Raw genomic sequence first — 25347 nt, forward strand, 5'->3', positions numbered from 1 at the left:
GACTCAAACATCTTCTAATAACAATTTATATAAGGAGCTATTATTTTCAACTAGCTCTGCGAGTGTGTGACGGTCTAACTCTTTCAAAAACTGCTCAATCGCCTGATTTAACACCAGTTTTAATCGGCACGCTGGGGTAATGTGGCAAAACTCAGCACTACAGTTTACTAATGAAAGTGGCTCTAAAGCACGAACAACCTCACCGACAATGATGTCTGTTGCAGGCTTGCCTAAACGGATCCCTCCATTTTTACCGCGAATAGCCTCAACAAAACCTAAATGGCTAAGTTGATTAATAATTTTCACCATATGGTTACGCGAGACACCATAGACTTGTGTCACTTCAGTGATACTCGTCATTTTGCCTTCTGGCAATGAAGCCATATATATCAATGCCCGCAATCCATAATCTGTAAAACTGGTTAATTGCACAATGACCTCTGAAAAGTGGTTTTCCCTATTAAAGTCGTTAAGGGATAAGTAATTATTAATGAGAATATCATTTTATTAAGCAATATTATGTTTAATTTTTGGACATTTAGCAAAGATATGCTCAAAAGTGAGTTATTTCCATCTCTCACTTGATTATTAGCAAAATAATAGCGACATCACAGGCAAAGAAAAAGCGATACTGTTGATGATTTTCAACAGATCGCTTTTCTATTTCTAGCATTACAACAATAACATTGTCTTATTACTTTTACTCGTTACTGATAAAACAGAAGCAAAACCGAGTGTAAAGCTGTCTTATCTTAAGTGTGTAACGCGTTTTTTATCTCAATTTAACCAACAAACAGATACGAAAAAATCGCCCCTGTCATTTTCAGGGACGATTTTCACATCAAACCAATTTAATGCAGATTATGCATCAAATGGATGACGGAGAATGATGGTTTCTGAACGGTCTGGGCCAGTAGAAACGATATCAACAGGAACGCCTGTTAACTCTTCTACACGCTTGATGTAGTTCAGTGCTGCTTGTGGCAGTTGAGCATGATCTTTCACGCCGAAAGTGCTTTCGTTCCAACCTGGCATTGATTCATAGATAGGTTCGATACCTTCCCAATCATCAGCAGCTAAAGGTGTTGTATCAATCACTTTACCATTTGGTAAGCGATAACCTACACACAGTTTTACTTCTTTCAGACCATCTAACACATCGAGTTTCGTCATGCAGAAACCAGACAGTGAGTTGATTTGAACAGCGCGACGAATAGCGATGATATCTAACCAGCCAGTACGACGGCTACGACCTGTGGTTGCACCAAATTCTTGGCCCTTCTCACGTAAGAAGTCACCCACTTCATCAAATAATTCCGTTGGGAATGGACCTGCACCTACACGAGTAGAGTAAGCTTTGATGATCCCTAATACGTAACCAACATAGCGAGGACCTAAACCTGAACCTGTTGCCACACCACCTGCGGTTGTGTTTGAAGAGGTGACATACGGATAAGTACCGTGGTCGATGTCTAATAAAGTACCTTGTGCACCTTCAAACATCACTAACTCACCGTTTTGTGTTGCTTTGTACAGTAAGTCAGAAACATCAACAACCATACCGGTCAGAATATCAGCGATTGCCATGATATCGTCTAAGGTTTTTTGGTAATCAACAGGTTCAACTTTGTAGTAATTCACCAGTTGGAAGTTATGGTATTCGATGATTTCTTTGAGTTTTTGTGCAAACGCTTTTTTATCAAACAGATCGCCAACACGTAAACCGCGACGAGCGACTTTATCTTCGTAAGCCGGTCCGATACCACGGCCTGTTGTACCGATAGCTTTTTCACCACGTGCTTTCTCACGCGCATTGTCTAATGCGATGTGATAAGGAAGGATTAATGGGCAAGCTTCAGACAGAAGTAAACGAGAGCGAACAGGAATGCCACGATCTTCAAGTTGAGTCATTTCCTTCATCAGTGCTTCCGGTGATAAAACGACACCGTTTGCTATGATGCTAACAACATTTTCACGGAGAATGCCTGATGGGATTAAATGAAGAACGGTTTTTTCACCGTCAATGACGAGAGTGTGACCCGCGTTATGGCCACCTTGGTAGCGAACAACATATTTAGCGCGCTCTGTCAGCAAATCGACTATCTTGCCTTTGCCTTCGTCACCCCACTGGGTGCCCAATACGACAACGTTATTACTCATTTCAAAATACACTCGGTTGCTTAAAAAAGGATTCTACCATCTCAATTCAAGAGTTACAGTAGATTTTATCTAATTATGTCATCCCCGCTTTTAAGCAATAGATTATCTTGCCATTGTCAATATTTTTGCCCGAAAAATCCGCATCACAAACGTATTGTGAATTTTATCAACAGTTTTGATCGCAAAAACAGGAAGCAGAGTGACATAAAAGTGAAAATGGCGAAGAAGACGCTTCGGTATTGCCGAAGGTTTATCTTGAAATGCAATTTTCACTTTATACTATCCCAGCTAAAACCATTTTGGAAACCATTAAGCGTAAATTTTCATCTTTTTATGCACAATTATTTATTCCCAACTTGATTACTAGCTTTATCTTATTGATATCAAAAAAAATCCCCCACTTTTTCAAATGGGGGATTTTATTATTTACTCAAACGGTTTAATGCGTTTAGAAATTACTCTTCAATCGCTCGCGCTTTTGTTGGTGCTTTCATATAACGTAAGAAATCGCTATCTGGGCTTAACACCATGACGTCATTACCATCTTGGTTAAAGCTCTTCTCATAAGCACGTAAGCTACGAATGAAGGCATAGAAGTCTGGATCTTGATTAAATGCATCAGCAAACAGTTTAGTCGCTTGGGCATCACCTTCACCGCGAAGACGTAATGCTTCACGCTCAGATTCAGCAAGTGTCTCTGTCACAGTCTTATCCGCCGCTGCGCGAATTTTCACAGCTTGCTCTTGACCTTGTGAACGGTGACGACGAGCAACCGCTTCACGCTCTGCACGCATACGCTGATAAATCGCTTCAGAAACTTCCATAGGTAAGTTGATTTGCTTGATTCGAACATCAATCACTTCAATACCTAAAGCCGCCATACTGTTCATATTGATAGCTGGAGCTTGACCTTTAGTTTCTTCAGCCACTTTTTTAGCAGCAATAGCGATTGCATCATCAGCAGCGCTAGAATCACGAGACGGAGTACCTTCATTCAGTGCATTACGAACATCAATGGTTAAACGACCACGAGAATCCGTAATAATTTGATTTACGCTCATACGACCAATCTCAGAACGTAAACGGTCACTGAATTTACGACGCAGTAAAGTTTCAGCTTGCGTAGTATTACCACCACCTGTTGCCAGATAGTAGGTGCTGAAATCACTGATACGCCATTTCAGATAAGAATCGACTAATAAGTCTTTATTCTCGCCGGATAAGAAACGGTCTTGCTGGATATTCATAGTTTGAATACGCGCATCCAGTTTTTTCACATTCTCAATAAATGGAATTTTAAAGTGAAGACCTGGTTCATAAACAACCGGTTTATTTTCAGCATCTCGTACAACTTTCGCAAAGCGTAAAATAATGCCACGCTCATACTGTTGAACGACAAATACAGAAGAGTACAACAACGCTAAAATAATAACTGCAACAACAGCGATAACTTTACGCATGATTATTGTCCTCCTTGATTGTTGCCGTAAGGCTGACCATAACCGCCATTATTACTACCATATCCACCATTACCATAAGTCGTTGTTGCTGGTTTTTGTGCCGGTGCTGGATTTACTGTTGGAGCGGGTGTGTTGATACGAGCAGGCGCCTCAAGCGTATTTGATGGTGCAGATTGAGATTGCTGACGTAACATTTGCTCTAAAGGTAGCACTAACATGCTGTTACCTTTATCGTTAGCGATGACTTTACGTGTTTTTGATAGCACTTTTTCCATCGTTTCAATGTAAAGACGCTCGCGCGTAATTTCAGGAGCAGCACGATATTCAGGTAAGATTTTAGCAAAGCTTGCTACCTCACCCTCTGCTTTCATCACCACACTGGTTTTATAAGCAGTCGCTTCTTCAATCATACGTTGTGCGTTACCTTTTGCTAATGGTAACACTTCGTTTTTATAAGCTTCAGCTTGACGAATTGTTTTTTGTTCTTCTTCACGCGCAGCGATTACGTCATCGAATGCCGCTTTGACCGCTTCTGGTGGGCGAGCAACTTGGAAGTTGACGTCCACAATCGAGATACCCATGTTATAAGGACGGATAGTCTCTTCTAATTCTTGACGCGTTTGGTCACGAATTTCTGAACGGTTAGAAGTCAGAATTTTTTCCATTTCTGAACGACCAATAACGCCACGTACTGCGCTGTCAGTTGCCTGACCTAAGCTGTTAATTGGTGTTGTCAGGTTAAACAGGAATGTTTCTGGATCGGAGACAACATACTGCACGTTTATCTCAACTTGAACCATGTTTTCATCTGACGTTAACATCATGCCACCCGTGGTTAAATCACGGATAGTTTTTACGTTAACAGGCTGAACTTCATCAATGAAAGTCGGTTTCCAGTTCAGACCAGGTTCAACGATTTGGTAAAATTTACCAAAACGAGTCACTACGCCTTGCTCTGCCTCTTTGATGGTATAAAAACCACTTGCAGCCCAAACCACGACAACCGCACCTAATGCAAGAGAAATCAAAAGATTTCCCGCATTGCTACGAGGACCGCCATTTTGCCCAGAAGAGGAGTTTCCACCTTTTTTACCGCCGAAACCACCAAGTTTTTCACTCAGTTTACGGAACATATCATCGAGATCTGATGCTCCACGATTCCGACCTCCTTGATTGCCGTTGGAGTTACCGTTGCCATCGCCATTATTATTGCCGCTGTTTCGGTTACCCCACGGGTCGCGGTCTTGTCCGTTGTTACCGGGCTGATTCCACGCCATGTTCTAGCTCCATTATTATGATTAGATTTATCAGGCTTAAGAGCCGATTTCGTCGCCAGCTCTCAGTTAATGTTCATTATTATGGCCGAATATCAGACCACGTAATCCAATAAATTTGGTTCCTGCTTGCAAAGGCGGCGCCAGTCTACCATAGGCATACGTATGATTAGCCCAACTTTACCGTCTTTTTCAATCCATTCACGCTCTATTGACTGTAATTGATAAAAACGACTACGTAAGCGCCCTGTATTCTCTGGCGGTAAACGTAATTCAAAGTGTGCGATCTCACCTGAAAGACGTTCTGTCAACGCCTGATATAACAGAGGAATACCTTCGCCTGTTTGTGCCGAAACCCAAACCCTAACGGGTAAGTTTTCTTCATTTCGATCAATTCTTGGAGTGAAGTCTTCAAGAAGATCAATTTTGTTCATAACATGCAGTGTTGGTATTTCTTGAGCATCAATCTCTTCTAATACATTTTCAACTGCATGAATATTTTCCTCAAAACGACTATCTGCTGCATCAATAACATGAAGAAGTAAGGTTGCTTCTCGTGTTTCTTGCAAAGTGGCTTTAAAAGCAGCAACAAGATCATGAGGTAAATGTCGAATAAATCCAACTGTATCGGCTAATACAACCGTTCCCACATCATCGACTTGAATACGTCTTAGTGTCGGATCTAATGTTGCAAAGAGCTGATCTGCTGCATACACATCAGAGCAGGTAATATGATTAAATAAACTCGATTTCCCTGCATTCGTGTAACCAACAAGGGATAATGTTGGAATATCAGCTTTACTTCGCGCTTGTCGTCCTTGTTCACGCTGACGCTCAACCCTACCCAATCGCATTAGAATTTGACTAATTTTACCTCTGAGTAAGCGGCGGTCTGTTTCTAGCTGAGTTTCGCCTGGTCCTCGTAACCCGATCCCCCCTTTTTGTCTTTCGAGGTGAGTCCACCCTCTGACTAAACGGGTTGATAAGTGACGTAACTGGGCAAGTTCTACCTGTAGCTTTCCTTCATGGGTTCTTGCTCTTTGAGCAAAGATATCAAGGATAACTCCCGTGCGATCAACCACTCGGCATTCACAAAGTCTTTCCAGATTTCGTTCTTGTGCAGGTGTCAGTGCATGATTAAATAAAACAACATCTGCACCACTTGCTTTTACAGCCTCGGCAATTTCTTCTGCCTTACCTTCACCCACATAATATTTAGGATGCGGTGCTTTACGATTTCCAGTAATAATCTGAACTGGTTTAACACCCGCAGATGTCACCAAAGATTCAAATTCTTGCAAATCATCAACGTCCTTTTCTTGAGAAAAGAAAACGTGCACTAAAACGGCTAATTCGCCACCTTCATAACGATCAAACAAAGGCGAAACCTCTTGGACTTTATAAAAACAGGAAAAAACATAGGTAAAGTCTCCCTACCTATGTTTTTCTTATATCAAGAATAATATTGGATTATTATTCTGCAACATCATCCTGCTGAGCAGTGCCACCATTGTAGCCTGTACCAGTTTGGTTCGTGCCTGTGTTGCTATGATGAGAAACAGGGCGCGAAGGTACCACGGTAGAGATAGCATGTTTGTATACCATCTGACTTACTGTGTTTTTCAGCAAAATAACAAATTGGTCAAAAGATTCGATCTGACCCTGCAATTTAATGCCGTTTACCAAATAGATAGAAACGGGAACCCTTTCGCGACGTAATGCGTTCAGGAAAGGATCTTGCAAAGATTGCCCCTTAGCCATTCTATGTTTTCCTTATTTTGTTGTTTTATATTAGAACCCAATTGGTTCGAAAAATGAACTACTCAAAAATTGCGCTTTGGCAACTATCAATTTTACACAAACCTACCATCTATGCACTAACTACCTGCAAAACAGTGTCAAGAGATTGTTTTGGTTCTTCACTATCAAGCCAGTGAATGTTATCCCAACCCCTTAACCAGGTGATTTGTCGCTTCGCTAATTGCCGGGTAGCGCAGATCCCTCGATAAACCATCTCATCATAATCTATTTCGCCTGATAAATATGACCACATCTGGCGATAACCGACACAACGTACAGAAGGTAAATCTTCATGCAGATCGCCCCGTTCATATAATGCTTTTACTTCATCTTCAAATCCACACGTTAACATCTGTTTAAAACGAGCTTCAATGCGTTGGTGAAGAACATTTCTATCTTTCGGAGCAATCGCAAATTGATAAACATCATAAGGCAAAGATTCGCCTGATATTTTGGTCAATTCCGTCATTGTCTTACCTGAAATCAGGTAAACCTCTAGAGCACGAGAAAGCCGCTGAGGATCATTAGGATGGATCCGTTGTGCTGCTACAGGATCAACTAATGCTAACTCTTTATGTATTGCCTCCCACCCTTGCTCTGCTGCTTTTTTTTCTATTTCAGCACGAACATCCGAATTGGCACTGGGTAAAGGCGATAGACCTTCAAGTAATGCTTTAAAATATAGCATAGTCCCACCCACTAATAGTGGAATTCGTCCAGCTGCCGTAATTTCTTCCATTGCATTTAATGCATCACGTCGAAAATCCGCAGCAGAATAGGGAAATGCAGGGTCTAGAATATCAATTAATCGATGTGGAGCAAGCGATTGCTCTGTCGCATCCGGCTTTGCTGTACCGATATCCATACCACGATAGATAAGAGCTGAATCCACGCTAATAATATCTACAGGCAGTTTCTGTCTCAGTGCAATTGCTAATGCTGTTTTACCTGACGCTGTAGGTCCCATTAGGAAAATTGCTTTAGGTTTTATTTGCGTGTTCACATCGCTCATTATTTAATGCCACTACCACCGGTTGTAAATCAATTAATTGTAATAAGTTTTTTGCTGGCTGTCTGACATATTGAGGACAAAGTCTTTCAATATCAGCCAATAATCCTACTGCTTGAGCTTGCGACCATTGCGCCTGCTCTGCCCCTAATTGTTTTGCAAACCACAGTCCAAGTTGTTGCTTGGTACAAGATTGCTCTGCTGACAAATAGGCTAATAATGCCGTCAGTAACACGGGTAAATTTTGCTGGCGCAAAGGTAACGATACTGCATGTATTGTTGCTTTACCGTGAGAAATTTCGATAACGATCCCAAAATGACTGATTAGCGATTGAAACTGATTGAATACGCTAATTTCCTCTTTACTCAATGCCACCTTTAAAGGCACTAGCAAAGGTTGTGGTTTCAATGTTTCATCTTTAGGCAGTAATTGCGCACATTTTAACAGAAAATCAGCTTCTTCCAATGATAACAACCCAAGACCTTGTGAAGATTCTATTAACGCATATTTGTGCTGATAAATTGCCAATACTCGCCCAAAAGTATAGTTAATTTGTCCCTCTTTCGTATTGACGGAACGAGGCATCACCGAAATAGTATCTTCTTCGATATTATTAGTTGTATGAACGATTTCACCTAAATTCAATGGGGCACGCTCAGGAAATAGAGGTATTTTCTCGTTATCTTTTGATGTAGATAGACTTTCTTGCATCATTTTTTGATAAAGCGCGCCTTGTGTCCGTTGATAGCTTTCACCAAACGGACGGCGATCTCCAAATTGAGAGGCTTGCTTTTGATGTGAGCTATTGTTGTGCTCTCGTTCACTATATTGATGTGATGATGTATTCGGTGGAGTTTGAGCTATTGGCGCTTGATAAGGCTGAGAAAATACATTTTCACCTGCAACTTGTCTATTTTCAGGGAAGTTTAACGCTGTTTCGTGTTCTTTTTCATCATCTGAAGTTAATGATAAAGGCTCTTGCGTTGCTTGTCGTAAAACACTCAACACACCTTGATAGATAAAATCATGAACCAAGCGAGATTCGTGGAAGCGAACTTCATGTTTAGCAGGGTGGACATTAACATCGACTTGATGAGGATCGACACTTAAATACAAAATGTAAGAAGGTTGCTGTTCTCCTTGCAAATAACCTTCGTAAGCTTGGCGAATAGCATGATTAATCAATCTATCACGCATCATTCGTCCATTCACATAGCAATACTGAATCTCACTACTTTGTACCGATGATAAAGGATGTTCTACCCAACCTTTTATTGCTAAATCACCATGTTCCCACGATAACTGCATCGATTGATTGACAAAATTATTACCACAAATCGCACTTAATCGGCGATTTTGCTGACTTTCATCTTTCACTGCACGGTATTGCCGAACACGTTTACCGTTATGAGTGAGATTGATGGAGACATCAAAGCGCGATAACGCAATACGGCGTACGACTTCATCAATATGTGTAAACTCTGTTTTTTCCGTACGTAAAAATTTACGTCTTGCTGGCGTGTTATAAAAGAGATCAAGCACTTCAACAGTACTTCCAACAGGATGAGCCGCGGGTTTAACGGTGACGGCCATATCTCTACCTTCGGCGTAAGCTTGCCATGCTTCTTCTTGATTTTGAGTCCGTGATGTCAGCGTTAAACGGGAAACAGAGCTAATGCTTGCTAATGCTTCTCCACGAAAGCCCATACTCATTATGGCTTCGAGATCGTCAAGACTTGATATTTTGCTAGTTGCGTGGCGAGCAAGTGCTAACTTCAAATCATCACGATTGATACCACAGCCATTATCACGAATACGAATAAGCTTGGCACCACCTTTATCGATATCAATATCAATCGAGGTCGCGCCTGCGTCTAAACTATTTTCCAGCAACTCTTTAACAACAGAGGCTGGTCTTTCAACAACTTCCCCTGCGGCAATTTGGTTTGCAAGCTGAGGAGGTAATAAATTTATCGCCATTACCTTTATTCCATTCCACTCAATCAATTAGGCGCGTTTTGTAAAGGGTGAGCCAGGAAATAATTTCTTAAACCTGCGTGAATAGATGCTGCAAGTTTTTCCTGATAAGCGTCAGAAATCAGTAACTGTTCTTCTGACGCATGACTGATAAAACCTGTTTCAACCAAAATTGAAGGGATATCCGGTGAACGTAAAACACCTAAGCTCGCATGCTCTGGTGTTTTCTTATGTAATGAACCGACTTTTCTTAATTCAGACAATACCGCAACAGCAACGTCATAACCCACTCTCTGTGAATTGCCAAACTGTAAATCGAGCACGGTTTGACTTAAATAAGGATCAGCACCATCTAATGCATCACCAGCACCACCCAGTAATTCAGATTGTTTTTCACTTTGTTCAAGCCACTTACCTAATTCACTGTTTGCACGACGATTAGAAAGCACCCACACAGAAGCGCCTCTAGCACTACGGTTTGGTGCTGAGTCTGCATGAATAGACACTAACATATTCGCACTTTGCTTACGGGCTACTTCAGAGCGTCCTGCAACCGAGATAAAATAATCACCGCTGCGTGTTAAAACAGGTTTAAACATAGGATCATTACGTAAGCGAGCTTCCAACTTTCTTGCCACACTTAACGTCACGTCTTTTTCACGATTACCTTTCTGACCAATCGCCCCCGGATCTTGCCCACCATGACCCGCATCTATCGCAATAATGATTTGGCGAGAGCCTGCTTGTGGTTTTGAAGGTGTGGTGCGTGGTTTTACAATAGGCGCAACAGGCGCAATCTCTGATGTCGTCTTGGTAATTAAAGGCGCCATTTCCCTATTGGTATTTGAGCTTGTATTTGATGTCGTTATTGTTGCCGAGGGTGATAATGCAACAACACTTATTGTTGATTGAGTATTGCTATTTTGGCGGCTATTCATCGCTTTAATAGTAAGCGCTAACTTATAGCTACCACTTACATTCATCAAACTTTCCGTTACCACAACAGGCTGAGCAAGCTCAACAACCATACTTTGGTATTGGCTATCTTTTGATTGGGTTGAGCGAATTTTATGCACTAACTGCCCATTGCCTAATATTGCTGGTAATCCAGTAATTTTAGTACTCTGTTTAAAATCCATCACCAAACGGTCAGGACTTTTTAATGAGTAATATCGATAACTAGGCTTCCCATCACTAAAAGTGAATGTGAGGGTTGTTGCTGAAATACCGTTTTCTGCTTTTACTTCTGTCACAGTAGCGGCTTGTGCTGCTTGCACAAAAAATAAAGACAAAACAACCAACAGAAAGGCAACAACATAGCGCTGACTTTGACTCACAATGGTGATGAGACTCAACATAATCAATATTCCTTTATGCAGACTGAATACGGGATAAAACAGTATTCCCTCTTTGTGAAAGGGCAACAAAACGCGCTTTTCGGCCTTCATCTTCGTAGCTTAAATGAAGTTCTAAATCTGCGTTAGGTAAAAAGCCTTCGCCTTGCGATGGCCACTCGATAAGGCATAACGCGTCTTGCTCAAAATAGTCGCGTATTCCCATAAATTCCAGCTCTTCAGCAGAAGCTAAACGATAAAGATCAAAATGATAAACGGGATTTGGCGAGAGCATATAGGGCTCAACTAATGTATATGTTGGGCTTTTAACATGCCCTTGATGACCAAGCGCTTGTAAAAATCCTCGGCTAAAGGTTGTTTTTCCAGCGCCAAGATCGCCATATAAATAAATGATCAATCCGCTATGATTAGTCGCCATTGCAACAGTACGCCCTAGTTCAACTGTTGCCGCTTCATCTTCTAATGTAACAACCCATTCTTTCATATTTATATAATCTATTGTTAAGTTATAACGGCTTAATAAAGAGAGATCGTTGTAGAACATCAAATACTAAGCTTTATATGTTTTCTTAAGGCAAATAGTTATCGAAATCACTATCAAATAACCATACCATAAATCTATTTATTGCGAGGATTTTTCCTACCGCCTCACTATGATACACTGCGCGCTCTTAGGACTCACCTCTTACCTATTGATTCGGTTTATTCATGTCATCACTCGATCTTAATCTTCTCGCTCAACACATTAAATTATGGGGTTCTGAGCTCGGTTTTCAACAAACAGGGATATGTGATACTGACTTATCACTTGAAGAGCCTCGCCTGCAAGCGTGGTTAGATAAGCAATATCATGGTGAAATGGCATGGATGGAAAAGTATGGAATGACACGAGCCAGACCTCATGAGCTGGTTCCGGGTACATTACGCGTAATCAGTGTCAGAATGAATTACCTCCCTACAGATGCGGCGTTTGCACGAACCTTAAATAATCCAGAACAAGGCTATATCAGCCGCTATGCGCTGGGTCGAGATTATCACAAAGTATTAAGACAACGTCTTAAAAAACTCGGCGAAAAAATTTCACAATATTGCCAGCAATTTGAATATCAAGGGATAGTCAATTTTCGCCCTTTTGTTGATTCAGCGCCTATCATGGAACGTCCATTAGCAGTTAAAGCAGGACTTGGCTGGGTTGGTAAACACTCACTTGTTATTAACAATCAAGCAGGCTCTTGGTTTTTCCTTGGTGAACTGCTGATTGATTTGCCATTACCTACTGATAGCCCTGTTGAAGAACAATGCGGTAAATGTGTCGCCTGTATGACAACCTGCCCAACAGGTGCCATTGTTGAACCTTATACGATTGATGCTCGCCGCTGTATTTCTTATCTCACTATCGAACTTGAAGGCGCTATTCCTGAAGAATTTCGCCCTCTCATGGGTAATCGTATTTATGGTTGTGATGATTGCCAGCTTATCTGTCCTTGGAATCGTTTTTCATCACTGACTGACGAAGAAGATTTTTCCCCAAGACGAGCGCTTCATACGCCAGAATTACTCGATCTCTTTCAGTGGAGTGAAGATAAATTTCTACGTATCACTGAAGGTTCACCAATCCGTCGTATTGGCTATTTACGTTGGCTTAGAAATATTAGCGTGGCATTAGGAAATGCACCTTATCAAGATAAAATTATACTTGCCTTACAAGAACGCTTTGGATTGAGTGATGTTTTAGATGAACATTTAAACTGGGCGATTGCACAACAGACAGCGAAGAGAAATGAAAAAGAAGTAAAAATACAGACTTCACAACAAAAACGCTTAGTAAGGGCGATAACTAAAGGCTTACCCCGTGATGCTTAATTTTTAACAGCATAAACGCATTACGAGTAATCATTAATTTCCTCTGTGAATAAAATAAAAACTCCTTGCCTATCAACATGAAAAAAAAATTCAAGCGAACTAAGACTCAAAATTTAAAAAAATTAAAATAAACTTAGTTATCAATTAGATATAAAATCCAATCAATTTATTGAAGAGAATAATATTCTTATCATTTAATGATACGTGCTTGTGGATAACTCTGTGCAGTAAAAAAATAAATAGAGCTTAGATGCGGTGGTTATTAGCATCTCACTGTGGATAAATCGATTTGGAAAGATTTTAAGAATAGTAGAATATATATCACATTTTTTTAAAGAAAAGCCTGAGAAACCCTTTTCTTTTTCTAAAATACTATTCAATGCATGCTTAACAGAATAAAGGCCTAAAATCTAAAAAATGATCTTGCCTCTGGTTTCCCCTCTAAATGAGGAAAGGCGCACATTCTAGTGCTGTCAAATTAGAAATGCAAGCAAAGATCAAAGATAGATCACAAAAAAATAGCTTGATCTTACATGCAGTAATGACATTTTCTTTTTTGAACAAAAATCCCGCACAGCCTTTTTATGCGTATTAAGTAAAGTCCCTTAATCTGCACCCTAAAACAGTGTAGTCGATATTAAAAAAAGTGAGAGAAAAAAACTTAAAATTTCTTTATGGGGATTAAAAGTGAGATTTGATAAAACAGAAGAGAAAAACTTGGAGCGGGAAACGAGACTCGAACTCGCGACCCCAACCTTGGCAAGGTTGTGCTCTACCAACTGAGCTATTCCCGCATTTGGTAAGTTTTGACAATGACCAGTGGAAAGATTTGGAGCGGGAAACGAGACTCGAACTCGCGACCCCAACCTTGGCAAGGTTGTGCTCTACCAACTGAGCTATTCCCGCATTTGGTAAGTTTTGACAATGACCAGTGGAAAGATTTGGAGCGGGAAACGAGACTCGAACTCGCGACCCCAACCTTGGCAAGGTTGTGCTCTACCAACTGAGCTATTCCCGCGTCGCATAACACCACTAATAACTGTCTAAGAAAGATTGGAGCGGGAAACGAGACTCGAACTCGCGACCCCAACCTTGGCAAGGTTGTGCTCTACCAACTGAGCTATTCCCGCGTCGCATAACACCACTAATAACTGTCTAAGAAAGATTGGAGCGGGAAACGAGACTCGAACTCGCGACCCCAACCTTGGCAAGGTTGTGCTCTACCAACTGAGCTATTCCCGCGTCTTTCTTACACCCGTACAAACAAAATTCTTCATCGGTACGGGAAGCGCATTATACGAGAAAAATGCTTAACCGCAAGCCCTTATCAACAAAAAAATACGTTTTTTTGATTACATGCCGATAAAATCATCACAATGATGCAATATCAATCATGAGTGCACGCTTTTTACTCTTTAATAAAGGTTTTACGATAATAAGCAAGCTCTGCGATAGATTCACGAATATCATCTAATGCCTGATGAGTATTTTTTTTCTCAAAACCGTCTAAAATTTCAGGCTTCCAACGACGTGCTAATTCTTTTAATGTGCTGACATCAAGATAACGGTAGTGAAAATATTGCTCTAGCTCTGGCATATAACGGTATAAAAAACGTCTATCTTGCCCCACACTATTACCACAGATAGGTGATACGCCTTTTGGTACCCATTTTTCTAGGAATTCAATTGTCGCTTTTTGTGCTGAATTATCATCATATGAACTGGCTTTTACACGCTCAACTAAACCACTGCCCGTATGGGTACGTGTATTCCATTCATCCATTAAACTCAGTTGTTCATCAGATTGATGGACTGCAATAACAGGGCCTTCGGCTAAAATATTCAGTTGAGGATCTGTCACGATAGTGGCAATTTCGATGATACGGTCACATTCAGGATCAAGGCCTGTCATTTCCAGATCTATCCAGATCAGATTGTTCTCGCTTTTTGACATAATATATCCTAGCTGTTTCTAAGTGTGAGACATGATATTTTAACGTTTATCATAGCGCGTTTACTCAATAAGCACGACAGAAGAACATCTAACCGAATAATACAAGTGAGGATCGGTGACAAAACGTAAATTATCTAAAGGCCAGCAACGCCGAGTACAAGAAAATCATAAAAAGCGTTTGCAGAGCAAAGAGAAAAAAAACCACGTTGAATTAGACGATACGCAATTAGGCGAGGCGACCGAAGGCTTAGTGATCAGTCGCTTTGGTCAACATGCAGATATCGAAGCGACAGACGGCACAATTACACGATGCAATATTCGACGCACAATCTCATCACTGGTAACAGGTGATAAAGTGGTTTGGCGTCCGGCACTACAAACACAAGAAAATGTCCGCGTAAATGGTATTGTAGAAGCCGTACACGAACGAACTTCCGTGCTTACTCGTCCTGACTATTATGATGGTATTAAGCCTATTGCCGCTAATATTGATCAAATTATTATTGTTTCGGCTATTTTGCCTGAACTTTCTTTAAATATTATCGACCGCTACCTTGTAGCATGTGAGACTTTAAACGTTGAGCCTCTGATTGTGCTCAATAAAATCGATATGTTAGATGAAGAAAGCCGTAAAACAGTTAATGAATGGATGCAGACTTATAAAGATATTGGTTATCGTGTCCTTGAAGTCTCTAGCTATACTAAAGAGGGGTTAGAAGCGCTGACTCAAGAACTGATCGGACGCATCTCTATTTTTGCTGGGCAATCAGGTGTGGGTAAATCAAGTTTACTTAACACGCTGTTACCCCCGATGGAAGAAAGCATCGTTGTTAATCAAGTCTCTGATAACTCAGGTCTAGGTCAACATACCACGACAGCATCTCGCCTTTACCATTTCCCGCAAGGCGGAGATGTGATTGACTCTCCGGGTGTACGTGAATTTGGTTTATGGCACTTAACGCCAGAGCAAGTAACAAAAGGTTTTGTTGAATTCAGACCATACCTTGGCGGTTGTAAATTCCGTGATTGTAAGCACTTAGACGATCCGGGCTGCTTAATTAGTGAAGCGGTGAGAAACAACGAAATCGCAGAAACGCGATTTGAAAACTACCATCGAATTTTAGAAAGCATGAGTCAGGTGAAAGTGCGTAAGAACATTAATTTAGACTCTTAATAATTGATTCACTGACAACCCTATTAAGGGTGGGTACAATAGACCCCTTTTGTCTATTTTTTATCGTTTAATCCCAGAGGTTGCCATTTTGGACAAGCTAAAAATTAAACTACAGTATTTATTGCCTAAATTATGGCTAACACAGTTAGCAGGTTGGTTCGCAAATAAAAAAGCGGGTGCCATCACTCAGTTTGTTATCAAGACTTTTGCGAAAGCTTATAAAGTTGATATGAATGAAGCGAAAGACAGCCAGTTCCAAGCTTATTCTACATTCAATGACTTTTTTATTCGTACTTTAAAAGATGGCGCTCGTCCTATCGTTGAAGGTAATGACAAACTTGCATTACCGGCTGATGGTGCAGTAAGTCAACTTGGTCTAATTCACGATGATCAAATCTTACAAGCCAAGGGGCATCACTACACTCTTGAAGCATTACTTGCGGGTAATTTTATGTTGGCAGATAAGTTCCGTAATGGTCAGTTTATTACGACATATCTTTCACCTCGTGATTACCACCGTGTTCACATGCCTTGTGATGGTTTATTAAAAGAGATGATTTATGTCCCTGGCGATCTCTTCTCTGTTAATCCCTTAACAGCGGCTAATGTCCCTAACTTATTTGCACGTAATGAACGTATTATCTGCCTCTTTGAAACTCAATTTGGTCCAATGATACAAATTCTCGTTGGTGCAACAATTGTTGGTAGTATTGAAACGGTTTGGTGTGGCATGGTAACGCCACCTCGTGAAGGTATTATTAAACGTTGGACATATCCTCAAGCAGATAAAGCAGGAGCGATATTCTTGAAAAAAGGGGAAGAAATGGGCCGGTTTAAGTTAGGCTCAACAGTCATCAACCTTTTCCCAGAAAATACCGTTCAATTGAATAAAGATCTTATGAATGGCTCCGTTACATTAATGGGGGAACAACTGGGTTCCATCATCAATGTCGCTGGTAATGACAATAATGCCATCAGTGAATAACTCGTAATTCGGAGTAACTTTGTGCGCCTGATAATCAGTCTTTTCTTCTCGCTCTTTTTGACACTTTCATTAAGCGCATCCGCAATATCAGCAGATGTAGAGAAATTACGTCAAGATATTAAACAACTTGAAGGAAGTACCAATCCTCAAGATATTGAGACAGTTCAGGCGCTACAAGGCACTATTAACTGGATTAATGATGGTGAAAAAGCGCAAACAAACGCAGACAGCTATCAAAAAACCATTGATGATTATCCTCAAATTACGCAAGAGTTAAGAACCAAGCTTCTTGAGGAAAGCCACGCTGTTCCGACTATCCCTGAAAAAATTAGCATCCCTGATTTAGAACAGAAAATTATTCAAGTCAGTAGCCAATTAATGGAACAAGCACGGCTTCAACAGCAAGAACAAGATAAAAGCCGTGAAATTAGCGAATCTTTAAACTTATTACCTCAACAGCTTTCTGAAGCACGCCGTTTACTCAGTGATGCAACAGCAAGACTCGCGGCGGTCAGTGCATCAACAACACCGTTAACAGAAGCACAAAATAAGCTCACACAAGCAGAAGTTACCGCACGTAAAGCGATGGTTAATGAGCTAGAAATGGCACAACTTTCAGCGAATAACCGCCAAGAAATCGCTCGCCTTCGCTTAGAATTATTTAAAAAACGCTATCAGCGCCTTGATGTACAACTACAACAATTGCGTAGCCTATTAAATATAAAGCGCCAAGAGGTGGCTGATCTCGCATTAGAAAAAACAGAAATGTTAGCGGAGAAAGGGGGGGAACTTCCTGAGTTTCTGACAAAACAGATCCAAACTAACCGCGAACTCTCTCAGATCCTGAATAAACAGACGCAGGAAATGAGTGAATTATCAGAAAAACAACGCATTACCACACAACAGACACAGCAAGTTCGCCAAACACTCACCACCATTCGAGAACAAGCACAATGGTTAAGTGGCTCAACAGCATTAGGTGAAGCATTAAGAACACAGCTTTCTCGCTTACCTGAAATGCCTCGTTCACAGGAACTTGATAGAGATATCATTCAGTTACGTGTCGAGCGTTTAGGTTATGAGGATATGCTGGAAAACTTAAGTAAGATCCAGCCGCCAGAAACTGCCGATGGTTCTAAATTACCTGAAGCTCAGCAATATATTTTTGATTCTCTTATCCAAGCACGTCATGAATTATTGAATTCGTTGCTATCCGGTTATGACTCTCAAATTCTTGAGTTAACAAAACTAAAAGTGGCGACAACACAATTAGCGGATGCATTAAAAGAGACAAAAGACGCAACAAACCGTTATATGTTCTGGGTTGCCGATATCAGCCCAATCAAATTTAATTATCCCGTTTTATTGGTCAAAGATATTACTCGACTGCTTTCGCTGGATACCTTTTCACAATTAGGTCATGCTGCTGTCAGCATGCTTAAAAATCAGGATACGTTCCTATTTCTCTTTGCCACTTTATCGATAGTCGGCTTTAGTCTACGCACTCGAAAACATTACAACGCCTTTCTTGAAAGAGTCAGCAACCGTATTGGTAAAGTCACACAAGATCACTTTTCACTGACAATACGCACTGTCTTTTGGTCAATTTTAATTGCGTTGCCATTACCTCTATTATGGTCAGCAGTGGGTTATGGTTTACAAAGTGTTGAATGGCGTTATCCCATGGCGGGAGCGATTGGATATGGCGTCACAGCGGCAGCACCTGTGCTGTGGTTATTTATGATCAGTGCAACGTTTGCACGTCATAACGGTCTGTTTATTGCTCAATTTAAATGGAAAGAGAGTCGAGTTAAAAAAGCGATGCGCTTTTACCAACTTTCTATTTTTGTCATCGTTCCGCTGATGATGTCATTAATTACCTTTGAATATTATAGTGATAGAGAGTTTGCTCCAACGGTGGGTCGTTTCTGTTTCTTACTACTCTGTATTGCCCTAAGCTTTATTACGTCAAGCCTTAAAAAAGCGCACGTCCCGCTTTATCTTGATAAACATGGATCTGGCGATAACCTAATCAACACCATTTTATGGTGGTTCTTACTGGTTGCTCCGGTTATTGCCGGTTTAGCCTCCGTCTTAGGTTACCTTTCTACCTCGATTGTCTTACTCGGTCGTTTAGAAATGTCTGTCGCCATTTGGTTTGCTCTGCTGATTATCTACCATATTATTCAGCGATGGATGCTTATTCAGCGCCGGAAATTAGCCTTTGAACGTGCTAAACAAAAACGTGCAGAAATTCTGGCCCAGCGTGCAAAAGGTGAAGATGAAAATACGATTGTCGGGAGCAGTGGTGAAAGCACCGTAGGACTTGAAATTGAAGCTCAAGAAATAGACCTTGATGCTATCAGTGCGCAATCTATTGGTCTAGTTCGCTCTATTCTGACGATGATTGCATTAGTCTCGATGATCTTATTGTGGTCTGAATTAAACACGGCGTTCTCTTTCGTCGATAATATCCGGCTTTGGGACGTTACCTCATCGGTGAATGGCGTTAACACAGTGCAACCAATCACGATGGGCTCTATTTTAGTGGCGATCCTCGTCATTATTATTACAACTCAATTAGTTCGAAACCTTCCTGCTTTACTTGAGTTAGCCATTTTGCAACATCTTGATTTAACACCGGGTACCGGTTACGCCATTACCACGATGACCAAATACACCATCACCTTAATTGGTAGTATTGTGGGCTTCTCTTTATTAGGAATTGAGTGGTCAAAATTGCAATGGCTCGTTGCAGCAATGGGGGTTGGGTTAGGTTTTGGTTTACAAGAAATTTTTGCCAACATCATTTCGGGTTTGATGATCTTATTTGAAAAGCCAATCCGTATTGGTGATACCGTCACCATTCGTAATTTGACCGGAAATATTTCTAAGATCAACACACGGGCAACTACGTTAACCGACTGGGATAGAAAAGAAATTATCGTACCGAACAAAGCCTTTATTACAGAGCAATTTATTAACTGGTCACTCTCCGATTCAGTCACTCGTATCGTAATGACAATCCCTGCTCCAGCAGACTGCAACAGTGAACAAGTGACCAATGTGTTATTAGAAGCCTCAAAACGCTCCACAATGATTTTAGAGAACCCCGCACCTGAGGTTTATCTAGTCGATTTACAGCAAGGTATTCAAATTTTCGAACTACGTGTTTATGCAGCAGAGATGGGGCATCGAATGCCAGCAAGACACGAAATCCACCAAAATATTCTCTTAGCCTTCGCTGAGCATGGCATCCCATTACCGTTCCCTCCATTCCAAGCAAGAGTCGATATGATGGGAAATACAATTCGTAGCTCAATGCGAGCGACACCAAGAGAAGTCGGCGGATTATAAGCCCTACATCGATTAATTTGATAAAAAGCCATTATCTTTCATTTTTCCAGAAGATAATGGCTTTATTCTTTTTTATTCGTCTTTTTCTTTAGGAGGGATCACACTTGATATAGCTTACGTAAATAATGAGGAACAGCATCATCGGCATTGGTGCCAATGACTTCCATATTCGGTAGCAGATCTTTTAATGTCTGGTGCGCATTTTCCATAATACAACCTTTACCCGCCATCTGTAGCATCTCTTTGTCGTTCATACCATCACCAAACGCGATAGCATCTTTCGCAGAGTGCTGCATCAGCTCAGCCACTTTTTCTAGTGCCTCACCTTTAGATACCCCTCCTGCCATCACTTCTAAGCAATTACGCAGTGAGAAACTCACATTAACCTTATCGCCCCAGCGCTGATTAATTTCATTCTCTAGCTTCAGTAATAGCTCATGATCATCAGAGGTGAAGAAGACTTTACAGACATTGGTGGTCGGAAATCCCGTTTTACAATATAACTCATAGCCAAAATCTGATTCTCTAAAGAACTCACAAGCCCCAGGCATCTCTTTATTAACATACCAGTAGTCACCAGCATAAATATTAGTTTCAATTTCAGGGTGATCAAAAACCATAAGAGCCAAATCATAGGCAATTTCAGGTTCAAGATCTTGGCTAAAAATAAGGTCGCCATGAGTATTATGCACTCGTGCACCATTAGAGGTTATCATATAAGCGTTGATGCCTAATCCATCACGAATTTGAGCAACATCAACATGATGACGACCTGTTGCGAATACAAAATGTACGCCTTTATTGATAAGTAGATGCAGAGTTTCTTGCGTGTAGGGAGTTAATACATGGTTAGGTGATAACAGTGTGCCATCAAGATCTGAAGCGACTATCGAATACATACACATTCCTGATTAAAATAAATGCTTATCATAAAACTCACAGATTTCATTTAATGCTTGTGAGCGTAGCTTATCTATTTCGAACAAGATTTCATGATGCGCACCCTCAATCACCAGTGGCAATTTTTGCTTTTCTTCTCTTGTTCTGGACTGACTATAACGTTCACAGAAAGCCCTTAGCTCTTGATTATCTACCACCTTATCATGCTCTGCCTCGAGCACTAATAGAGGGGTATTAATCTCTCCCGCATGTTCAATTAACCAATCTCCCATTTTTAGACTTTCTCCCATCCAATGATAAGTAGGACCGCCTAATCGTAGCTCTGGAAAATCAGCATAATAACGTAAATACCGGCGATATCGCTCATGGCTATGTGTTAACACATTAAGGATAAATGGCAGTGGAAACCATTTACCTGTTGATACCGCGTAGTTATTTCTTTCAGATTGACTTTGTTCTGCTCGGTTAACTAAAAAATTAGCCACCCAGCGAGGTATGGGTAATTTAATACCAAACATCGGTGCACTTAATGCCGCTGCTTTAAAAACATGAGTTTGCTTTAGAAGATATCCCGCTAAGATAGCGCCCCCCATTGAGTGAGCTAATGCAAAATAATGCGGGTATTGAAAAGGTAACACTATCGTATCGACGAACGTTGAAAAATCATCGATATAATCACTGAATTTCTCTACATGCCCTTTTTGCGTATCTTCTAATAGTCTATCAGACAGCCCTTGTCCTCGATGGTCGAGAAGAAAAACATCATAGCCTGAGTGAAAGAAATCAAATGCAACTTCAGGGTACTTTACATAGCTTTCACTGCGACCTGAAGCAATAACCAGTGCTTTATTGTGCGATGGTGAGCGCCAATGAACATAGCGAATTTTGGCACCATCAACACCAATAAACTCCCCCTCTTCGCGTAGCCCCCAAAAATCCAATAAAACGCCATTCGTAAATGCAGAAAACTGCTTTTCACGCGATAACCACGAATATTTAAACAGAGTGGTTGTCATTGGCTCTCCTTATTGGCGTTACTCGAAGCCCTCAATATGGTCACGAATGAGTGTCATAAAAGCGGGTCCAAATCGTTCTAATTTTCGTTGTCCAACACCGTTTATTAACAACAATTCATCAGGGTAAACGGGGCACTGCTCTGCCATTTCAATCAATGTGACATCATTAAAAACGACAAATGGCGGAATGTTTTCTTCATCAGCAATAGACTTACGTAATTTACGCAGTTTCGCAAATAATTTTCTATCGTACTGTCTATGGGTATTTTTTGTTTGTTGATTACGGCTTTTTGTCGGGCTTAATAATCGAGGTACGGCTAATTGTAATGGCACTTCACCACGCAAGATCGGTCTAGCCATCTCTGTCAGTTGTAATGCAGAGCGATGGACAATATTTTGTGTCACCATACCTAAATGAATAAGCTGGCGGATCACACTGACCCAATGTTCATGGCTTTGCGCTTTACCAATACCATAAACAGGTAATGTATCGTGTCCCGAATCGCGAATACGCTGATTATTCGCACCTCTTAAAATTTCAACAATATAACCAATACCAAAATGCTGACCAGTACGATAAATACAGGACAATGCCTTTTGTGCATCCACTAAACCATCATATTGCTTAGGAGGATCAAGGCAAATATCGCAGTTACCACAGGCATTTTGTCGATGTTCATCGAAGTAATTTAGTAACACTAAGCGACGACATGTTTGCGCTTCAGCAAAGGCTCCCATCGCATTAAGCTTATGCATTTCAATTGCTTTTTGATCACTTTCTGGCTTTTCATCTAAACAACGACGCAACCACGCCATATCGGCAGGATCGTAAAATAAGACCGCTTCTGCGGGTAGCCCATCTCGCCCAGCACGCCCTGTTTCTTGGTAATAAGATTCAATATTTCGAGGAATATCAAAGTGAACCACAAAACGGACATTGGGTTTATTTATTCCCATACCAAACGCGACAGTGGCGACAACAATTTGCAAATCATCTCGCTGGAAAGCGTCTTGTACTTTAGCGCGTTGTGCAATTTCCATTCCCGCATGATAACCCGCAATGCTTAATCCTCGTTTACTCAGACGTTCTGCTGTTTCTTCGACTTTACTGCGACTATTACAGTAAATAATGCCGGATTTTCCTTTCTGACCACGAATAAATAGCCATAGCTGATCAAGCGGTTTGTATTTCTCTACTAAAGTGTAGCGGATATTCGGTCTATCGAAACTGCTGATATGAATCAGAGGATCACGCAACACTAGCTGATTAATAATATCGTAACGTGTTGTATTATCCGCCGTTGCCGTCAGTGCAATAATCGGCACATCAGGAAGATATTGTCTTAATAATCCGATACCACGATATTCAGGACGAAAATCATGTCCCCATTGTGAAATACAATGCGCTTCATCAACAGCAAGTAATGCCGGTTTCCACTGCACTAATTGATGAAGAAAACTTTCCATCATTAAACGTTCAGGGGCAATATACAGCAGTTTTATTTCGCCCTTTTGACAACGTATTTGAACATCAAACTGCGCTTCACGCGTTTGGGTTGAGTTTAAATAAGCAGCTTCAATACCATGAAGGCAAAGTTGATCAACCTGATCTTTCATCAGTGAGATGAGTGGCGAAACAACCACAGTCAGCCCATCGAGCAATAATGCGGGAATTTGATAACAAAGGGATTTACCACCCCCTGTCGGCATCACAACGAGGCAATCTCTTCCCGTGGTAATGGTATGGATGATTTCTTGCTGACCAGGGCGAAATTGCTGATAACCAAAGGTTTCTCGCAAAATAACCTGTGCTGATGGCATTGAATTAAGAACTTCTGCTGTGGACACACCGTTCCTCTGAAAAGCTGCTGATAAAAACTATGATGAGGAGTAAAAGAAAAGGCACCAATATGAAGGTGCCATCATCATTTATAGCACTATGCTAACCCAGAACGGGGAAAATTACAGCATATCATTAAGCATCACACCAACACCGACCCGTGTCTGACGAAAGTTATAATCAATCATTGATTCACCATAGCCACTAAATACTTGGGTATAAAAGCGTACATGCTTAGTAATTGGGTAGCTCCAGCCTAATTCAGCCGCTCCATAGCCACTGTTCCAGTTATAACGCCCAGTCGCAGTGATCACACTTTCACCTAACCGATAGCCTGCTTTTAAGCGGTAATAACCCATATAGCGATTAATCTCTGGATTATCATCACGTTGAGCACTTTCACTAAAGCGATACCACGGTTTTAAATCAAGCTGTAAATTGCCTTTTTGCACCATAAAACGTGCATAAGCACGATTCCAGCTACGAGAGGTGGGATCAGAACGACCATTTGATTCGTGGTTAAAACCCGTTTCTATTTCACGAAGTGTCCAACCTGCAAATTTATAGTCTGTTGCCCACCCTAGAAAAAGTTGCGGTTCATAGTTTGTCTCACGAAAAGGGGCTGATTCTTTCTTATTGCTTAATTGCCACCAAGAGCGCTGAGTATAAGATGCCGCTAAAACAGAGTTTTCACCCGCAATGCCACGCCATAAAGGGAAGGCTAAACTGAGCTGAAATTTCACCTCATCTTTTTTAGCCTTATTACCCCAATCATAACTTTGAATCGCCTCTTTATTCATATCAGAGGTGTCAGTGTAAATAATATAATTGGATTCATAAGGATAAAGAACAAAAGGTGAATCGTACTCTTGTAATAAACCAGAGATGATACTGCCCTGAACAAGCGGTGCAGGAGATGATGATGCCTGTATTTCGGATGTAAATCCCCATGCTGGATAGAATAAAACCACCGCAAGTAAAGAACGGATGTAACGCATAGTTAATTATCCTGTTTCATTATTGAATAATATAGAAGTTAGTACTTACTTTAGAATTAATTCTTATATATGTGCTTTATTACACGTTAGCGCTCATATTTTACACGTAATTGCCATTAAATCTCGTATATTTTTATATCGTTATATTTATAGCACGAATGTGCAATTACGATTTTGTCATGTATTATTAACATAATATTAACTTAACGACGTGATATCAGAGG

At 40.8% G+C, this 25347-nt stretch carries 19 protein-coding genes and 5 tRNA genes; 4 read left to right on the plus strand and 20 right to left on the minus strand.

The window, feature by feature from the left end; translation table 11 throughout:
* Window positions 1-3: 3 nt before the first annotated feature.
* From nsrR to tsaE, 10 genes are all read right to left on the minus strand, one after another.
* The gene (gene nsrR, locus DK865_RS16130; RefSeq protein ID WP_036914714.1) at window positions 4-432 is read right to left on the minus strand and encodes a nitric oxide-sensing transcriptional repressor NsrR; all 429 of its coding nucleotides are present in this window, start codon (window positions 430-432) and stop codon (window positions 4-6) included.
* 429 nt (window positions 433-861) lie between these two features.
* On the minus strand, window positions 862-2160 hold the full coding sequence (locus DK865_RS16135) for an adenylosuccinate synthase (protein WP_023583610.1): 1299 nt from the start codon (window positions 2158-2160) through the stop codon (window positions 862-864).
* A 455-nt stretch (window positions 2161-2615) separates the two neighbouring features.
* The gene (gene hflC / locus DK865_RS16140; protein ID WP_109392352.1) at window positions 2616-3620 is read right to left on the minus strand and encodes a protease modulator HflC; all 1005 of its coding nucleotides are present in this window, start codon (window positions 3618-3620) and stop codon (window positions 2616-2618) included.
* A gap of 2 nt (window positions 3621-3622) precedes the next feature.
* On the minus strand, window positions 3623-4897 hold the full coding sequence (hflK, locus tag DK865_RS16145; RefSeq protein ID WP_023583612.1) for an FtsH protease activity modulator HflK: 1275 nt from the start codon (window positions 4895-4897) through the stop codon (window positions 3623-3625).
* A 92-nt stretch (window positions 4898-4989) separates the two neighbouring features.
* Window positions 4990-6273, minus strand: coding sequence for a ribosome rescue GTPase HflX (hflX, locus tag DK865_RS16150; protein WP_036914715.1), 1284 nt, complete (start codon window positions 6271-6273; stop codon window positions 4990-4992).
* A 94-nt stretch (window positions 6274-6367) separates the two neighbouring features.
* Window positions 6368-6655, minus strand: a complete 288-nt coding sequence (gene hfq, locus DK865_RS16155; protein WP_023583613.1) for an RNA chaperone Hfq — start codon at window positions 6653-6655, stop codon at window positions 6368-6370.
* A gap of 109 nt (window positions 6656-6764) precedes the next feature.
* Entirely contained in the window at window positions 6765-7706 is a 942-nt protein-coding gene (miaA, locus tag DK865_RS16160) for a tRNA (adenosine(37)-N6)-dimethylallyltransferase MiaA (protein ID WP_023583614.1), read from the minus strand.
* Window positions 7675-9684, minus strand: coding sequence for a DNA mismatch repair endonuclease MutL (mutL, locus tag DK865_RS16165; protein WP_109392353.1), 2010 nt, complete (start codon window positions 9682-9684; stop codon window positions 7675-7677). The genes miaA and mutL overlap by 32 nt, the downstream gene beginning before the upstream one ends.
* Before the next feature lie 23 nt (window positions 9685-9707).
* A complete protein-coding gene (locus tag DK865_RS16170) occupies window positions 9708-11039 on the minus strand; it encodes an N-acetylmuramoyl-L-alanine amidase (protein ID WP_109392354.1) in 1332 nt (443 codons plus the stop codon).
* A 13-nt stretch (window positions 11040-11052) separates the two neighbouring features.
* Complete coding sequence (tsaE, locus tag DK865_RS16175; RefSeq protein ID WP_023583616.1) at window positions 11053-11520, minus strand: tRNA (adenosine(37)-N6)-threonylcarbamoyltransferase complex ATPase subunit type 1 TsaE; 468 nt, start codon at window positions 11518-11520, stop codon at window positions 11053-11055.
* Window positions 11521-11744: 224 nt separating this feature from the next.
* Here tsaE and queG point away from each other — a divergent pair, with 224 nt between their 5' ends.
* Entirely contained in the window at window positions 11745-12899 is a 1155-nt protein-coding gene (queG, locus tag DK865_RS16180) for a tRNA epoxyqueuosine(34) reductase QueG (protein ID WP_023583617.1), read from the plus strand.
* A 718-nt stretch (window positions 12900-13617) separates the two neighbouring features.
* Here queG and DK865_RS16185 read toward each other — a convergent pair.
* The 6 genes from DK865_RS16185 to orn form a co-directional block, all read right to left on the minus strand.
* Window positions 13618-13693, minus strand: a tRNA-Gly gene (locus DK865_RS16185).
* Window positions 13694-13729: 36 nt separating this feature from the next.
* Window positions 13730-13805: transfer RNA gene (locus DK865_RS16190), tRNA-Gly, on the minus strand.
* Window positions 13806-13841: 36 nt separating this feature from the next.
* Window positions 13842-13917: transfer RNA gene (locus DK865_RS16195), tRNA-Gly, on the minus strand.
* Window positions 13918-13953: 36 nt separating this feature from the next.
* Window positions 13954-14029, minus strand: a tRNA-Gly gene (locus DK865_RS16200).
* A 36-nt stretch (window positions 14030-14065) separates the two neighbouring features.
* A tRNA-Gly gene (locus tag DK865_RS16205) sits at window positions 14066-14141 on the minus strand.
* A gap of 166 nt (window positions 14142-14307) precedes the next feature.
* Window positions 14308-14853 (minus strand): oligoribonuclease, encoded by a 546-nt coding sequence (gene orn, locus DK865_RS16210; protein WP_023583619.1) that lies wholly within the window; start codon window positions 14851-14853, stop codon window positions 14308-14310.
* Window positions 14854-14968: 115 nt separating this feature from the next.
* Between orn and rsgA the strand changes: the two genes are divergently transcribed.
* The 3 genes from rsgA to mscM all read left to right on the plus strand — a co-directional run bounded on the left by rsgA (window position 14969) and on the right by mscM (window position 20369).
* Entirely contained in the window at window positions 14969-16027 is a 1059-nt protein-coding gene (rsgA, locus tag DK865_RS16215) for a small ribosomal subunit biogenesis GTPase RsgA (RefSeq protein ID WP_036914719.1), read from the plus strand.
* An 85-nt stretch (window positions 16028-16112) separates the two neighbouring features.
* Window positions 16113-17012: an archaetidylserine decarboxylase gene (asd, locus tag DK865_RS16220; protein ID WP_036914760.1), complete on the plus strand. Its 900-nt coding sequence runs from the start codon at window positions 16113-16115 to the stop codon at window positions 17010-17012.
* Window positions 17013-17033: 21 nt separating this feature from the next.
* Window positions 17034-20369, plus strand: coding sequence for a miniconductance mechanosensitive channel MscM (gene mscM / locus DK865_RS16225; protein ID WP_036914721.1), 3336 nt, complete (start codon window positions 17034-17036; stop codon window positions 20367-20369).
* 98 nt (window positions 20370-20467) lie between these two features.
* Here the strand turns inward: mscM and yigL are convergent, their stop codons facing one another.
* From yigL to pldA, 4 genes are all read right to left on the minus strand, one after another.
* The gene (yigL, locus tag DK865_RS16230) at window positions 20468-21268 is read right to left on the minus strand and encodes a sugar/pyridoxal phosphate phosphatase YigL (protein ID WP_023583620.1); all 801 of its coding nucleotides are present in this window, start codon (window positions 21266-21268) and stop codon (window positions 20468-20470) included.
* A 12-nt stretch (window positions 21269-21280) separates the two neighbouring features.
* Window positions 21281-22285, minus strand: a complete 1005-nt coding sequence (gene pldB, locus DK865_RS16235; protein ID WP_109392355.1) for a lysophospholipase L2 — start codon at window positions 22283-22285, stop codon at window positions 21281-21283.
* An 18-nt stretch (window positions 22286-22303) separates the two neighbouring features.
* Window positions 22304-24133, minus strand: coding sequence for an ATP-dependent DNA helicase RecQ (gene recQ / locus DK865_RS16240; RefSeq protein WP_036914723.1), 1830 nt, complete (start codon window positions 24131-24133; stop codon window positions 22304-22306).
* A gap of 114 nt (window positions 24134-24247) precedes the next feature.
* Entirely contained in the window at window positions 24248-25123 is an 876-nt protein-coding gene (pldA, locus tag DK865_RS16245) for a phospholipase A (RefSeq protein WP_023583623.1), read from the minus strand.
* Window positions 25124-25347 lie beyond the last annotated feature (224 nt).

It is taken from the genome of Proteus cibi (assembly GCF_003144405.1).
In the GTDB taxonomy this organism is placed as follows: Bacteria; Pseudomonadota; Gammaproteobacteria; order Enterobacterales; family Enterobacteriaceae; genus Proteus; species Proteus cibi.